Annotated in this window: 1 protein-coding gene (running past one end of the window); it reads right to left on the bottom strand. The window is 40.5% G+C overall.

From position 1 onward, the window contains the following. Nucleotides 1-18,910: the beginning of an Ig-like domain-containing protein gene (locus OQE68_RS18845; protein ID WP_180567624.1), read on the bottom strand. The gene continues 22,694 nt to the left of window position 1, outside the view; 18,910 of the gene's 41,604 nt are visible here — the first part of the coding sequence; it begins with the start codon at nucleotides 18,908-18,910; its stop codon lies beyond the left edge, outside the window.

The raw sequence follows: 18,910 nt of genomic DNA, 5'->3' as shown, positions 1-18,910 counted from the left end.
ACAGGTGCAGGATAACCAACTTGCCATCCTGCCAGGCAATATCAATAGGCTGGCCTTGCAGCTGATTGTCGTCTGATTTTGCATGGAAAATAATGCTGCTATAACCAGCCGGTTGACCTAGCTCATCATCCGTTAAATCAAAGAAGCGAATAAAGCCTGAACCTAAATCATCAGCTACCGCTAAAGCTAATACTTGTTTAACTGGATCAATAGCCACATCCATTGCTCGTTGCCCAGGTAAACTAATAGAACGTACTCTAAACGGTTGAGCGGGGTTATTTACATCAACCAGCAATAAACCTTCTCGCTGTGCTGCTAAATAAGCAACACCATCAGCTACTGCCACACCAGTAATAGGAGATTCGGTTCTTAACTGAGCTAACCGAACGGGACGATCAGGAATAGATACATCATAGGTTTCAAAACCACTCGACATTAAAAATCGATTTATTGCCGTTGGTTTTGTACCTGATTTAACCCCGATAAATAACGTATCATCCCGCTCAAAAGCTGCACCGATCTCCATCGGTGGATAGTTTGGTAAATTCCATTCACGACCTACACCTGCCGTATAAGCAAATTCACCCAGTTTAATTTCTTGATGGCTGCCACCTGAAGGAATAATTGCATACACATCATAAACACCAGGGTATTCAGAAGCAGGTACTTTAAAGCGGAATTCTTCCAGGCTGATAACGTCGTCTTTTAAGTCACGAATCTCACCACCACCTGGCAAAAACTCAGACATAACAACTGTGTTATCTCTACGTGACTGGAACTTCACCTTGGTGCCAGGTAAGAAAATACCTTTGCCTTCAGGCGTGGTTGCCGTTACAGCATAGCCACCAGATTGCTCACCTGCGTCTAAATCCATTTGCACTTCTGCTTGCCCAAGCTCAGCGCCATAAACAATCGCACCAAGATAGACAGATGAAAGATCATCGTTTGCCAAGCGTAAATGATATTGACCTGGCTCCAGGTTAAGCTGTTGTAACACAACCCCTGAAATAGTTAATTCAGTAGCAGAGTTAACTGTGAAGTTAATTGGATAACTATTAATGTAGGCTTTAGTGACGCCAGCTTGGAAATGCTGACCAAATACTTTAACTTGCGCCTGATTATCATCCGCTAATAAGCTACCTTGAGCAATACGCGTCATGATTGGACGCTGGACAGCAGTTTTCGTGGTTTTAAATTCACGAATAAAGGGTGCCCATAAATGGGAGCCACGTAAATTTTCTACATGATTAACGGCTAATTCATAACGAGTATTTGGCTGTTTTTCGAATTTAACAGCAAAGGTTTTAGTCCGTCCTTCAACCTCATTTACTGGTTCTACCGTCACTTCAATTGGAGTTGGCTGGTCATCTTCTTCACTAATAACAGATAAAGTGACAGCACCCGCTGCTTGCAATGATTTAACACTAACAGGCTCGTTAAAGCTAAAAGTGAAATGGCTATCTTGATGGCTGGATAACAGTCCACCAGGCTGCACATTAGCTGCAACCACAAAGCTATGGGGTAACTGGAATACCCGTAAACCTGCTTTACCCCCAGCAGCAATTAAGCGGTCGTTAAAAATATCAATATCATCAACCGACTCAATATTACCAGCACTGATGACTTTAGGTTTATTAATGTCATTAATATCCAGCACCACCACAGAGCCATTTTCTGCGGCCAAGAATAACAGGTTGCCAAATATTTTTAACTTACGAACATGTCCAGCAGCGTGTTGTAGTTTTTCATCAATTAAGAACGGAGTTTGCTTTTCTAAATCATCTTTAGGGACAATTACAATGCCTTTACCGCCCAAAGCAATAATTAAACGATCACCATAAGCCACCACATCTTGGATATTGACATCAAAGTTTTGCGACTTGGTTAAGCTTGGATCAAGCAAGTTAATGGCACTAAAACTATTTCCTAATTTAGCGCTATCACCATCAGTTGTTGTAGAGGAATCTCCAACAGCATCACGACTACGATTCCCTTGAACCAGTCGCCAATGTCTACACTCTTCAATTGCTGGGGAATGAGCCTTTCCACCAAGAGTTCCACCTGCATATAACCACTCACCATCAAAGAATACTGTTGCACCACCAACAATACCAACATCGCCAAAACTGACTGGGTCATTGGCAGCTTTATACGACAGGCTTTGCACTGCACCTGGCGTAAATTTAGCACTTCCCCGTTTACAAGTCTCATCAACTCCAAGTTTTGTATCCCCACCATTGGCTGTGGCAGTAAATAGTGCATCTCCTTGTTTGATAATATCTGTCGTATGCTTAAAGGCATCTTCATGATTCACCACACTCACCAGCGGTAAACCATTACCATCATTTGCATTCAGTTGGACAACACCACCAGAGCCATTTGCAATATAAGCATATTTGGCTTCTACTAAATCAGTGCCGTTACTATCCAGCTCCCATTGTTTAACAATTTGCGCATTTAATGAGTCTAACGTTGTGGGTAAATAGCTATGCTGTACTTTCAGCCACTCATTTAATTCTTCTTCAGTAAGGTTGTCTTCCAACTTGCCATTTTCAAAGATAGAGTCAATTGGATCATCACCTAATGCTTTTGCTGCTAATAGTTTTCTAAGTAGCGCATTTTTTACCAATTCATCATCCTGTTTGGCTTCTGGCAATACAGGGGCACCACCAACTAATAAAGGCTGAGATGGATTGTTAATATCAAATGTGGCAAGGCGCAGCTGCTCAGGTAAATATTGATCTAGGTATTTCACCGCAAATGAGCGCATGACTGACGGATCTTTACCACTATAAGGGGTCACTTCAGTAAAGAAGCCAGTTGCGGTATAAGCCACACCATCGGTTTGGTCAACTGTCACAGCAACCGGGCCCACACGGGTAGCCTGAGTCACAGCCAGTTGTTTTAAGCCATAACCAAAACCGTTACTACGATCAAGACGTACTTGATCGCCAAAACGGTTTTCAGCAATCACTTCATGACGACCCACCACACCTTTAGGGGTACGCATAATTAATCGGTTGGTAGCCAGTACTTCGAAGTCAGTTACAGGAGTAGAGCCAATAAACAGCTGCAAACCATCCATTACCGTGTTACCAGGCTCAAAACCTTCACCTCTTAATTCAACTTGAGTGCCACCAGTTAATGGTCCCCAGCTTGGGGTAACAGAGTGCAATTTAATGGCATGATCAACGGCATAAGCGCCTTGTAAGATGGCTTTTTGCCAAATGCCTTGTTTTTCAACTTTTACCCATACATCGTAATAACCAGGTACATCAATTGCCGGTGCTTCAGCGGTGATCATGGCTAACCGCTCTTGGTTATCATGGCTTTCAATTTTACTGATGGATAACTGCTTACCTGCAACCCATAGTTCAACTCGGCTTTTATCTAGCGGTGCCCCATACACACCCACTGTTACCTGTTGGGTTTTACCTGTTAATACCCGTCTTGGTAAAATGGCTTCAATTGCAATGTTGTCTGGGCGCTTGCCACGAAAAGTTAAGGCTACTTGCTGGTCTTTTTCTAACTGATATAAGACTGTATTTGTCGTTTTATTATATGAGGCTAAACCACTGGCTACGTTAATAAACAGCTTATCATTAACTTTTAAACCATGATTTTTATTTAGCGTAACTTCAGCATCATTACCATTTAGATCGATAGCGTATTCAATTGTATCGCCATTTTCCTTAGTTACTGAAAACTTAGCTTTATTAAAGTCTGCTGCGATATCCTTGCTAAATACTAATTTAGCCAGCAGTTTATTTTCAGCATTGTAATCCAAAATACCATTTATAGGCTCAACCCGATGTAATGCTAACGCCACATCATTGGTTATCTGAATAACCCCTGGGTATTTTTTCCGATCCTGACTACCCGCCCCTAGGGCAGAATAAGGTAAAGCAATAACGTGGGTTAAATGACTAGACTGATAAGCATCCATCCCTTCTAATACTTTAGGTTGAGCGGGATCAGTCACATCAACTGATAATATTCCAGTGCTACCTTGTGCTAGATAGAGTAAATGCCCCTTACTGGCTATATCATACACATAGCCTATACCACTTAGACGACTTACGACGACTGGTTTAGCAGGGTTGCTAACATTAACAACCACTACCCCACGATCACCTGTCGCTAAATAGGCATAATCACCTTTAACAATGACTTTACTGGCCGGTATATCCAACTGGCTAACAATGGTTAACCCATTTTGACCACGACCAATAATATAGAAGCCCCCTTCTCCTGCACGTTCAGCACTGGTTAATTGCTGGGTTTTGTAGTCCCAGTCACCTGCAGCTACTGCATACAACACATCACGACTAGGCTTGTCAGCAAGCCGCGCAATACCCAAGGCTGGTAATTGATGAGGTAATTTTAAGGTTTCAAACAAATAGGCTTTACTTGGGATATAAATATCCACTAGGCCAATACCAGCGTCTCCCATGGCTAATACGGCATTATGGTCATTAACAGACAGCCCTTTGGCAAAATTAGCAGGTAATGGTAACTCCCTTAACGTAAGAACATTTTTAATATCAGTACTGACAGACAAAATAAATAATTTAGCATCCGTAAAACCATCACCACTCGGTTTGGCTGCTGTTACAAATATCCGATCGGTAGCATTTTTAAAATAACCCTGGATGCCTAAAGCTACATAGCCAGCGGGTAGGTTTGTAGTCATTATTTGGCGGTCATCAATACCATCTTTATCTAGGTCAACCAACTTCATTAAATTATCTGAATTTAGTGGGCCATCGAGTATTTCATCATTGTCAGTATCAGAAGATTGATTGATTAAATGACCATTACTAATTTTAAATAAGCGAATATAATTCCCTTGACCAACTATTAAGTGGGTGTTGTTGGAAGTGCCACCAATGGCCATCGCTGTAATCACTTGTTTAGTACTGATATTCTCTTTTGCAGGCTGTACATAGCGATAAGCTTTTTCCAGTACTTTTTCTTGATTATCAGCTAATTTTTTAACCGTTACATCAACCATCCCCAACCGGCCTGGCGGGGTTTTAACTTGTAGTGTTTGAGGGTCGAGTACTTTGGCTTCAGTGCTGGCAACCTTACCAAAACGTACTTCCAGCTGGCTGGCATCTAACGGGAAACCATCACCTTTAATAGTGACTATAGTTCCACCTTCTAAGCTGCCTTCGACTGGTGATAATTCTTTTAAACGAAGTGGCTCAACATAAACAAATGCACCTATCTGTTCTGCACGGCGACCAGTGCTGTCTGTTACAACTAACGTGGCTGGCCCTGGCAATCCATCAGGCACTTTAACCTGGTAAGTGATACCACCACCATCAGTGCTATCTGTAGTAGTCGCCGCCGATGTTTCTGAGCTAATAACAGTACCAGCGTTCTCACTCAATAGCCCTAATTGATCAGAAATGCTAAAGCTTGGGGTAGTACCACTCACTACATTTTTCAAAGTGACATTAATGACACCACCTTGTAATGGCACCACTTGAGGTGAAACGGTTTCAATCGCTAAGTTAGCACCAGTAAAATTAGCGGTAGTAAAACTTAATTGATAATTAAATAATTCTGCTGAGCGGCGTAATACTTTATCCCCAGTAACAACCAATTGATATTGAGAATTCGCCTGTAAAGACTTGGGAATAATACGCAATTGATTAGGCTGGTTTGCCTTAATAGCTAAATCAAACTCAACTATTTGGTTTTCACTATTTTCAGTGACTTTAACCAGTTTTATACCCTGCTTTAATACCTCTTTAGCTGTAGTAATAGGCCGAGTATAGGTGAGAATAATAGGTGTATCTAAGGCTACCCCTTGACTGCCATCAACCGGTGATGCTGCAACCAAGTCCTGTATTTTAGTATCAATCAAATACAAAATTGAAGACTCGGCGCTTTCTCCTCCCCAACGATTAACGACTGTCGCTAACACGCCATCATTTGTGTAATACAATGGCTGGCCAACATAACCTGCTTCCTGGCTATTAGTGTTTTCAAAATCAAATCCAGGGGAGTTATAACCTGTACAATTAGTTAGCTTAATTGCATCTAATAAACTAATTGATTCAACATCACTAACATCATAAATACCTAAATATTTACTAGAACCTTCTTCACAACCTGCACCACTGTTTTCAATTGTAGCCACGGTTGTTTGTTGTGAAGCTATCGCATCAGCCTGACCAGGCACTTCAAAGCCATAGCCATTAAATTTCCCTAACTGACGCCATAAGTCAGGTAAGGTATTTTCAAAAACTGCTACATCACCTGCTGCCAAACGGTACTGGCCAGCAACGCCAGTCATCGGCTGTTTATTTTCAAATGCGCCGATTTGTGGCAATGAAGGTTTAGTAATATCAAACACAGCCACAGCATCTGCTATTGCATAGAGGCGATTGTTTTTAATCACCAGTTGTTTTGCCGCTAATTTTGCAGGTTGGCCTTTATACTGGTAACGATTAATAATCTTAACCAATGATGGTTTTTCAGGGTTAAGGGTACTCACTACCGCGATACCATCATTACTTAAATTAATAAACAACAGCTTGCCTGCTTGTTGAATATCAATTGGTGCCTCATCAGTAGGCAACCTTAACGCATAAGTAATTCCTCTATTTTCCGACTCAGGCTGTACTGCATCATCAACGGGTTTATTTTCAATGCTATTAAATACTAACAACCAAGTTTGATCTTCATATTGAGTATCAAACTCATCGAAGTGAACCCCACGAGCGGTGACGTATAACTTTTTATCAGCCTTGTTCAAGGACATGCTGTATGGTTTTAGCTCTTGGGGTAAGTTGTAGTAGCCCAATCCAACCATAGGTGCAGCAGCGCTCAACCTAGCCCCAAAGCTATTACTTTCTGCTTCCAAATCTGGTTGATATGCAATAACACTAATCCAGCCAGGCACATAGTCATGCTCAAAAACATGGCGGTTTGCATAACTTGAAGGGTTAACCCGATTCGCATTAACCCCAACTCCTAATACATACAGCAGTTTTTCACTTTCATCTGCAACTAAGTCAGTAATTCGCCCCATCGGCATTTTAAGCGGATTGCGGGCAACAAAGTCCTTACTTGACGGTTCTTCAGTACTGGTATGCAAATCACGATTTGCATGTAATTTACCGTAAAAAATCGCTCTGGGTAGAACAAAACGACGGCCTTGGTCATCACTGATTTCAACATCAATAAAACCACGGTAATCAGGAAAACCTTTATCAGTAAAGTTAGGCAGCACCCAGTGCATGGTTTCTGCACTATAAAGCGATAATTTATCTTGATCGACTGTGGATACCTTTGCAGCCTCAGGCTTACCCGTTGGGTAAGCGGTAACCGTAATACCCTTATGGAAACCGTGGCCAACAATTTTTACTTGTTGATCACCAATTTGCTTGGTTGAAACCACTGATGGATCAATAAAAGACACATGCAGTTGATCCGTATAAATAAAGCCACCTACTCGCACAACAGATAATTCAGTAGCGGTATTTTTTACTTTAACTGCTGCTGCCCCCGCATAGTGAGGAGAGGTAATAATATGAATCGTCTGCTGCCCAGTGGCTTCATCTGTTTCAACAGACATTACCTGCTGTAGTTGGCCGCCAATCCACACTTGAGGGCTATCACCAAAGTTTTTACCTTTAATGGCAACTTCAGTCCCTCCTTGAATATCACCCACACTCGGGGTAATACCCTTAGAGCCTAACAATATTGTAGGTTTATTTGCTAACTGCTGAGGGTAAGTAACAAAATCAAATACATAGTCACTGCCCATGGCATCGCCATTTTCAGGCGCTAAATCCTTTTTCACCTGAACATAGTAACGGGTATTTAACTGGAGATTCTTAGTATCCTTAGGAACAAGCTCAACCCATCGTTTAGCCAGCTGATTGCCATCACGACGAGCAAATTTAATATTAAATAGATCGGTAACTTTTTCTCCTAATAACGGAAGCGAGCCAATTTCATCAAGACCAACGCCCAATTTATTGGCAACCAGTTTTTTTGCTTCATCACCATTGCCTGGAAGGCCAACCCATACATCAATATATTTAGCCAGCTTGGCTTCTTCTATGCCAATAACATCGGAAAACTCTATACTGATACGGTCATCTAATACTGGTGTTACGTCATTATCTGGCTCTGGCATCCACTGCTCACCCGTAGCAGGATAATGATTAGTGACAGCAAGTTCTGCTGTCTCTAAGCGAGCAATTCCCTGCTTACCTGCAGCGGCAAAAACAGAGCCACGGGCTAATGTTAAACCTCTGGCCCCACTGTCTAACCAACTGGCACGCTTATGGGTAATTGTTGGTAACGTAGCATCCAGTTGTGGATTAGCTAACCGGCCTAGATCAATCGTTTCAATTAAGGCTTGGGCAGGTTTATCTTCCTGATCAGAATAATGAACCGTGACATAAGCTTGATGCCCTACAATTTCAACATCATAAACACCATCTGCCACCCAATCTTCACGGGCAGGTATTAATGCAATTGTCCGTTGTAAACGAGGCTGATGAGGGGTAGAAATATCAATGACACTTAACTGAGATGCACCACCACTGCCAGACATATCCGTCACATAGAGTCTATTACCATCAATAGTCAGACGGTTGGCAACCCCAAGCGTATCCAACTTAGCCACAATCGGCATGGAAGGATCAGTAATATCCGCAACAACTACGCCATCGTGAGAAGCTGCAATAAAGGCAAAACCATTGGCTATTGCCACATCACGAGCAAAACCATCAGGCTTAATATAACCAACATGGTAAGGGGCTGTACGAGAACTAATATCAATTACCTGAACTCCACCATGACCGTTAGCAACAAAAGCCAAGTTATCTTGACGGCTAATGCCGTATACATCGTTATAAGGTAAACCAATTCTTCCTTGTAATGTGGGTAATAATCCAAATTGGCCATCTCCATTTTGCCAGGCAAAAATTAACAGTTCACTCCCTGCAAATTTATCATTACGGCCTTTAGCATCTGTTGCAGTATTTACTTTGTTTTGTTCTGCTACTAAGCCATTAACAAATTCATGTTCAGCTGTTTTCTCAGCATTATTTATAGACACTGCTGATTTAGCAGCCAACACAAAGTCAGACTGCACTGCCAGTTCAGAAATGACACCCGTAAATATATCTAAATAGCCATGCCAATTGTCATGCAGTAGTATTTCAGTTTTTTCACTGCTTCCACTACTATCCCTATCTTTAGCGAGCTCCAACATATAAAGGCCAGTACGAGGGTATACTGCTGATTTATTACCTTTATTTAATTGGCTAATGTTCTTGGTGCCAATACCCGGCTCATAGGTTAATGGATTAACAGTGCTCCAAGCGGCAATTACAGCCCCTTTACGTTCAAACGAGTTGTATTGATCAACTGCCGTATAAAAAACGTCTTTACCTACTGAATCACCACTTTCCCCACTAGGTTTTATATACAAACGCTGGCTAAATCGCTGCCCTATTTCATGGATAGACTCTTCAGCATAAACTTCACCATGATTTTCAGTTTCTACCCAAGCTTTTATTCTTAATCGCTTGTAACGGTGCTGTTGGAAAACAGTTAAGGTAAACCGGTGCCAGTAAATATAATGGTGGTTTTCAGGTTCACTTCTTGGCTCATCTCCCAACAAGTCTTGTTCATTTTGAGCTAACTCAATAGTGGTTGCTGGATTAATTGCATTCCATTGGCCATTTTCATCCTGATACTCATAAATAAGCTCTGCTTTAACCTTACGGTTATCACTGCCAATATCATCAACAGCAGCAAAAATACCAAACTCATCTCCTTCAGTGAGCACTTCACCAGACACAGGGCCTATTAGTGCAATTTTAGGGATAACAGTGTCATCAATTTTACCGACCCGAACAATTTGTGATTTGCCTAAATTTCCCAGAATATCATAAGCCATTACTTGAATAGCAAAGCTATCCACTCCCTGGGGTGGATCAATGGATGCGCTGAAATTAACTTTTTGAGCTGAGCTGCCTGTTTCAGTGGTTTTATTTTGATAACGAGTAGCAACCAACTGTCCATTCACATAAAACAGGACTCGGTCTACTCCATCAAAACCAAGATCATCTTTCACCTCAGCGGTAATTTCCAACGGTTGCCCATCAATCACAACCGACTGGTTATTATCAGGTTTGATAATTGCTACCTTGGGTGCTTGGTCTTTGGTGATATCAATAGTCAGCAAACCACCAGGTTGGGAGCGATAACCATCAATATCTTCTGCAATAGCTCTAAATTGTACTTTTTCACCCGGTTTTCTAGGAATAGTGTAATGGAACTGGAAGGGTGCTGTTTCGTCCGTTTTTAACTTAATATCTTTAGTGGGGTCTGCCGGATCTACCACCTGATAAAAACTAATGCGTTGAATTCCAACCCCATCTGGATCAACAGCAGAGGCTTCTAATATAACTTCTCTACCTTCAGCAATGGCTGTTGATAAAGAAGCTTCCTTGTTTTTCTTACCGTATTCTTTTGCTTTTCTATCAAATACCTTGATCGCTATTTGATGCGGTGGTTGATTACCCAGCAAACGAATTGCTCTAACATCACTTGGGGTGCTATTACCTGCTCCATCCGTAGCAATGGCTTCAAAGGTTAAGCTTAATTCCTTGGGTAAATCCCCTTCTCCTTGCCAATAATCTTTAATGGTTCCTATTTTAAATTGCCCTGCATAAGGTGCTTGTAAAGCAATCGACTTACCAATTACCTTATCACCATACTTCAATAAAAACTGTACTGATGCCACTCGCACATTATCTTCAGTTTCAACCAGAAAATCTAAATAGCCTTTTTCTCTCACACTGGCATTTGCTTCAGGTTTTACTACTGTTACAGGGTTTGGTCCTTCTTCATCTTTAACGACAACAACTCTTGTGGTTTCTACCGTACGAGCAACTCTTGCCTCAGCATCTGCAGTATATTTTTTCTCTACAGCTTGGGCAGACAACAGAATATCTTTTCCTGCCTGACCATAAGGAATATTAATTAAAAATTCATAAGGGAATTGAGCATCGGTCAGGGTTTTATTACCGGAAATCAGCCCTTTAACATTTAACGACACATGCTCAATACCTAAATCATCAATAGCATTGACTTGTACGAGTAACAACTCGCCTTCAATTCGCTTGATCAGCCCTGTAGATGAATCAGGTTTAGGTTCAGCAATGACAACGACTGGGCTTTCATCTTCAACAATTTCTAGTGAAAGTGGTTTACTGATCGTGTGCTTATCTAACGCATCTTTATATTTATTACCGAAGCTATCAATCGCATCAACTTTTAACTTCAAGATATTTTTACTTTTATCTTGTTTGTTAAATGCTGGCACATCGACAATAAAGTTATAAGGCGCTGCCTTTAACTTCATATCATAAATGGCTTGTTCTGGGTTAGCATTACCCGTATGGAAAACAGTCAAACGCAGGTGGTCAATCGCTACATCATCAAATGCATTGACATTAACGTATAACTTATCCCCTTCTGCTACTTTGCTACCATCCAATGGCTCTACAATATCAATATTAGGCTTTTCATCAACTCTGATTGAAAGAGCCTTCTCTTTCATCTCAGGGTTACCGTTGCTATCTGTCGCTTCCACTTTTAGCCAGATATCAAAGCGGTGATCTTCAGTAAAGCTACGCTGATCAATACCAAACTGTTTAATTAGTTCTAAAACACGCTTGCTATGAACCACCTGCTTATACACCGGGGTTTCAATATTAGGAGTACGATCATTAAAGTCTTTATCCTCAATACCCTGAATTGTCCTCACCAACTGGTAAGGCTGTTTTATGTAGCGGCCATCAGGGGAGTGTAAGCCATAAGTAGTATAGAGCTTAAGCTGGTTAACTTTTACATTATCAAACGCCTGAATACTAGCAGTAAAATCGGTGTTTTCTATAACACCATCTAACTCTGTTAGTTTATCAATGCTTATTTTTGGTGCTATTTTATCAGCTTCTGCCTTAAAAGTGACTTGATCACTACCTATTGCATTATCACTATCTGTAATCGTTGCCTGGATTGTGACATCCTCAGAATTACGCACAAGCCCACTTGGGATTTTCATAGCAAACTTAATTTGCCGTGAATTAGCACTGTCAACTCGACCAAAATCCCTCGCCAAAGTACGATTGTAATTCGTGGCTATGTCATTAAATATTTCATCAAAGTCATTGTTATAACTTTGATCAATTTTGGTGTCTAACCTCACATGCGTAATGGGTATATTCTGGTCTTTCACAGATATCTTTATTTTGTTCTGTGACAACTCCCGGTCATCAGCAACAACAACTACACCTTCAATTAATAAAGTGCCAGCAACTATTTTTTGTTTTTTAGTAGGAGACACTAGACGGACTTGTGGCGCCATATTCGCCATCGGGTGAATTAAAATGGTTCTTTTAGCAACCTGATTTAATGTATCAGTAAGAACAATCTCATATTCTGTAGGTTCAGCCTCGTTAAACTTAATTTTAAATGCTTCTTTCGCATGTTTAACCCAAGGCTTAGGGCATGATGTAATATAGTTCTCACTAGCAATTGGATTACCCAAATCCCCTGTACGAGACTTTTTGTAAATAGCAAATGATTTCAGACCAACATCATCATTTACCTGAGCGGCTATCTCAAAGGTTTCTCCTTGGCGTAACCAAAACTCACCATAATTAATTCGAACAGGATCGGTATAATTAATTTTAAATTCACTACCCACTAAGTAACTGCTAAAACGGGTAAGTTCAAAGTGCGGTACCTCATTTGTCACAAGCGGTAAATCCACTTGCTCAACAGCACGACGACCCGCTTTATCTTGCGCAACAACCTGTAAACTTAACTCACCTTGGTTGAATTCAGCAGGTACTTGATAAAACAGTTTATAGGTATCATCTTTTTTAAAGTACTGACCACCTAGCTCTTGGATTTTTTCGCCATTTTCAAATAATTGCAGACGTTCAATACCATGGCTATTGTCTTTAACCAATGCCTTCAAATCAAAACGTTGGTGTGGTTTGGCAATAGTGCCAGAAAGCGGGTTTTCAATGGTTAATTCAGGACGCAATAAATCACTGGACACTGAATGCTGGGTAAGCACTTTTAGCGCTACGGCATCACGAATGCTGCTTAAGTGGTCAACCGCATGAGCTAACGTCACCACTAGATCACCTGGTGTTAACCAGTTAGGTACAGCAGCCGCTGTCGTATAGCCAAATGATTTTTTATGAGCATCAATGCTTGGAATTAAACCTAACCACGCCCATTTAGTATTTTGATCAGCGCTTTCACTATTAACAGCCGTATTATCTCGCACCATTAAACTAATGGTTGCAGGAGCCTGGCTAACATTAAACTTATGCTGATCTATTTCATAAATGCGATGTGCAGGAGCAGTCCATTCAACCACAATCGCTTTTAACCAGCTCAGTGCAGGTTGACTTTGATTGATTGTGTTACCAGTATTGATTGCATTCCCAGCATTATTAGCTAACTCAGGATAAATAATAATTTGGCTGGAATGCCGCAGTGACCTAGCAAAAGGCATCAGCGACTCATTTAATTTTTCGTCAATCGCTAATACTTGATCAAGTTCTGCTTTGGATAAAACCTTCTCGCTCTCACTGGCAAGACAAACATTAGTACTTAAGGTTTTAACCCGATATTGAATATTAGCAGGAACATCCCCAGCAATTGCCAATGAGGTTAATTGAGTTATTTTGCCAATATTTGAAGAAACAACTAATTTGCCAGCTTTTGTTGTTTTTAACCACTCACTATTGTTAATTTGCAGAGAGATATCCTGACTGGCTTCAGGATAATTTATTTCAATCGCTGGAAAGTAAACGTTCTTGTTGCGTGAATCCGGAACAACTGTTAAACCTTTTGGCTGTCGGCTATTTTGTTGGCCGGTATTTTCATCCAAAGCAAGTGCTTCATGCTGATAAAAGCCTTGCAAGGAACTATACAGTGTAGCTGTTTTAATAGGCAGACCACTATCAGCATAATTATCATCAACCTGCCAGTTAATTAAGCTTAACAGACCTTGCTCCCAGTCCTGTTGCTTATGCTCTGCCATGGGTTTAATAACAGGTGCAGGGTCTGGATGTAGCTGAATTTTATGATCATATTCTGCTTTATTACCTAAAGCATCTTCCGCCTCTATGCGTAAGACTAAAGTACGCTGCTCAGTTACAGGGTTATATTTAGCCAACGACACCTTATCATTGTAATAACGTACCAGATCTGTATCAGCTGTATCTTCAGCTAATACTTCTTCTGTCTCACCATCCAGCCAATAAATTTTATAATGCTTAACATAAGATTGGTCAGAAATCTTAATATCTATTTTATATTTTTGCTGGTCATAAAGTAGCTTTTCTGGCTCTAATACGCTGATAACAGGCGCATCTTCATCCTTTAAAATATGTACAGGAATAGCCGGGCTTTGCTCCTCATTGTAGCCATTATCTCTTACAGTGACAGTAAATGAAGCCGATTTGCCTGCATATTTTACGAACTCAATCGGTAGTGTAATAATTCCTTTAAACGAAACATGATAGCGCTCAGCGACTTTCACTTCACCAAATGTACCAGGATTTGGTAAGGTGATTGCTTCTACTTCAGGTGTTGCACTAAATTCTGTCCAATCAACGACTTGTTGTTCACCATCAGGTAAGGTGAACGTGACTTTAACATTATTAATATCAATATATTTATCATCCCAGGCTTCACCTTTAATTTTAAAGGTCTGACCAGGATAAAGGGATACGGCTTCTAAGGGTTCTATTAAAGTTAAGCTAGGTTTATTTTGGTCATGTAAAATAGCTAAGGTTAATATTTCTTCAGTGGTTTGCCCAACTATCCTACCATTAACTGATTTATTATCTTTAGCAAATACACCAACTTTTACCTGACCTGTTTCAGGCAAATGGGGTACATGCATGCTTCTTACGATATAATCACCATCCTCAACTGCTGCAGCTAATTCAGATGACTTAATTGTTTCACGTACCAACTCTCGAACAAGCTGACCACTCTCATCATATTGCCGAATAAAGAAATAAACTTCGGTTAGTTTTCTATCATCATTCACCAGCGCAGCGAGTTGAAACGACTCACCTTCGACCAAACGTGAACCATGGGCTGGTGTACGAATACTGATCGTAGGTGGTGTATCACGACTGATTTGATAATGCCATATGGTCGGTTTCGTTTTATTTTCAAAACTGTCTTCTGCTGTTAATTCAATATCAATACCTGCTTTTGCTTCCTCTTTGGTTAACTCAGGTATGACAAACGAAAAACTACCTGTTTCTCTTTTGGTTAGCTCAGCATACTTTTTAGAAAATAAATCTTGAGAGCCATAAGTTGCCTTTAATGATTTTAAACCATTGTTATCTGCTGCAACCCATTTAAATGTAACAGACTGCCCAATAAATAGCTCTGAACCTTGCGCTGGGCTGGTTAATGCAAACTTAGGCGCCTCTGTATCATTTTTAATCGATATTGCTTTAGTGGCTGTGGTAGCAAACTGCTCAGTATTACGTTTATCGTAAGCGGTAACAGTTAAACTGAGAGTTTGATTTTTATTCGCTAGTTTTTCAGTTAAGGCTGCCAGTTTAAAGTCTTCAGTATGCTGGACAATTGCCTGGGGGATTAATCTATTTTTGTTAGTGCTTGCACTCAGCAGTTTTTCTATTAAGGTTTTGCCATTTTCATCCGTTAATACAAACTTTAATGCAGTAACCGCTAAATCGTCCGTTGCAGTTAAGCTAAGACGAATGTCATCTTTAGTACTGTAAGCTGATTTATCTAAAGTCAGATTTTTAATTTCTGGTTTTTGATCTCGTTTTACTTCAATAACAATCGCTGCTGGGGTTTTGTTACCTGCCTCGTCTTCAGCTACTACAGTGACTTGATAGCGTTTCACTTGAAGGCTTTCATCACCCACTTCAAACTTAGGCACTGTAACCAGCTTAAGTGCTGAATAGGCATTTAACCCAGTAGGCACCACTTGGGGTGGAAAGTCCTTACCCGTCAGAATATGTTCTTCATTACCTGTTAATTCATATCTCTGATTAGTTCTTTTTATGCCACGAACCGTTAGCTTGGTTACACCAATATTGTCATAGCCAGCTACTTTAAAAACTATTTCAGAATCTTCCGTAACAGCTGCAACACTTTCATTGCCCGCTGTCATTATAGCCACTGGAGATACTATATTTAGTACGGGCGGTTGTTCATCATAACCTAAGGTAACTTTAATCGTTTCACTGGTTTTGCTGACATCATTAGTGTCTGTCGCAACAGCGTAAATAGCGAGAGTTTGTTCTTCTAGTTTATCTTTAACCAAATTTTCCGGGGTTTGGTAGTTGACTGAAAAAGGGGCTTGGTAATCCGCACCAACACTGACACCATTGACAAAGAACTCTATTTTTTTAATGCCTACATCATCTGTGGCACTCGCTCTCAACTCTATTATTTCCCCTGAAGTGACATGCTGCCCTTTAACGGGGCTGGTCACAGCAACTGTTGGTGCCTGATCACCTTGAACTGAAACTTTTCGTTCAGATGAAACCACTACTTGACCATGCCAGTCAGTTACCCGAACCGATAGTTTAATAACCTCGCCTAACCAGCTTTTGCTAATGGGTAACTCAAAACTTTCCAGCTTGCCAGATGCTTGATAGTTATTGTTTTTATCTTCAGAACTTAAGGCTTTTTTCTCTTCGGATATATGCTTGGTTTTAACAACTTCACCATCAACCAGTAATTCCACTTGAGTGCCTTGATATAAAGTATCATCAATCACCTCTGTGGTAACCACTAAGTTTTCCCCAACAGTCGCACTGCTGTTAGGGATAGGATTTTTAATAAATACTGTTGGTCGTTGGTTTTTCAATACCCGTAATAGCCGAGCAGGGCTATCTTGGTAACCGCCCCCAGCAACATGTACTCTGGCATAGACACTCACACTGGTTGTGTCTGCAGAAATATTGGGTGCATTCAGTTTTAATTGCCAGACCTCATAAAGTGCTGTTTTTTCTTTACCATCAGCACCTTTAAACTTTCGTTGTTCAATAATAGGGAAAGTGACTTCACCTGCTTTTGTGCCATCATGGAAGATTTCTATACGAGTAATGCCACTACTTGACTCTATATTAGGGATAACACCCAATTTAGTAGCCAGTGCATAGCGATAAGGTGAATTTTCAACCACACGATTATTATTCACCGGCTGATCGATTGTATATTCTGGAACCACTGGCTTTTCAGGTGGAACAACCGACACTTGTTGTACTTGTGACTCAACTGCTTGATTTAAGCTATCAGTCACTACAGCTTTAAAAGACAGTTGTGATCCAGCCATGGATTCAACGGTTTGAAAGTTTATTTGATATGGAGCCTCAATCACCTCATCTAACAGATTCCCATTCAACCAAAATTTAACAGACTTAATTGCCACATCATCATTGACAACAGGTTTCAACTCAATTGATTCACTTGTTATTACCTTTTTAGGTAAAGTAAATTCAATTGTCGGTGGGGCATCCTTAGCCACTACATTGGTTGTAAAGGTTAGTCCTGGTAATAGTGGAGATGAGATCATCAACTTACCTGGCACAGATTCAGGAATAACAGCCTTTGCCATCAGCTCATTATTTTTATTGAGTTTTAGAACTTCACTGACCGCACCGGCTAGTTTTATCTCTACTGGGAAATTTGCTGTTACTTCTACTGGTGTCTCTTCACCTTTAAAATAGGCAACAACTGGTGGCAGCTTAATAAATTGATTCAGTCCATCAATTGTCAATACATCTGTTACGTCCTTAAACGCTAACCTCTCTAAGGTTTTAGAAAAATGTGCAGTAACTGGTACACTCACTTCAGGTAAACCAGGGTATAAAACGGTTACTGCAACCTGTTCGTCTTTAAACTCTTTTTGCGGAATTAATACACCAGAATCTGTTACTTTAACTAAATCTGGACGAGAGCTTTGATACTGTATGCCAGTCCCTAAACCTGGTAACTGGGTAGCACCTCTAAACTGAAAATCCACTACAGGTGTCAAGGCAACCGTTTCTAAAATATTAGTCAGGTTAACATTTGCAGGAAAAACACTCAGTGATTTTGCTTTTTCTTCAACATCGGTCCCTGTAAAGCGTAATTCACTTAAGGATTTTTTATTGCCAGAAGCATCAACTGCTGTAGCTTCAATTAATAAAATACCATCATGTTGCAGTGCTTCAGCAGTGAGCTGTTGTTTAAAAGGAATAGTAAAACTAAATTCCGTTTGACTGTCGGTTTCAGGAAATTGCCTAACGGTTCCCTGAGTAGCTAAAAATGCTGATTGTTTAGTAGCCTGAATGACGCCACCATTATTACGTAGATCACTAGCTCGCAGCCCTACCACATTGACTGCTAAGTAAGCTAAGTCAATATTATCATTACTGTTTAGTACTAATCGTAAAGCTTGCTGATCATCTAACGCTGAAAAACCAACTGTATTAATTGCTAATTGAGGCTGCTGATTATCTTCAAGAATAAATTGTTCGCTGTATGTTTCAGTGCTGCCATCAACAAAATGTACGTCTACTGATGGATTAAGAAAGTCCTCGGTCGCTGCATCCAAGGTAATTTCACATCCACCCAGCTGTTTGTTAGCAATCGCTTCGTTAACGGGGTATTTTTTATCTCTATATAAAAAATAATCAATTTGAGTACAATCCGACACATTCAGAGCATACTGAATTTTTTTGATGGATTGATGCAACCTTTGTTTAGACCGCAGGTCATAATTCACGGTGGAAGCGTTGGCCATGGCTGCCATAAAGGCAATTACCCAGGCGAAAAATGCAGCGATTTTACTAAATTTCAT

The organism is Spartinivicinus marinus, from assembly GCF_026309355.1.
Lineage (GTDB): Bacteria > Pseudomonadota > Gammaproteobacteria > Pseudomonadales > Zooshikellaceae > Spartinivicinus > Spartinivicinus marinus.
The sequence above is the reverse complement of the archived record's forward strand: the minus strand, read 5'-3'. Positions and strand labels throughout refer to the sequence as shown.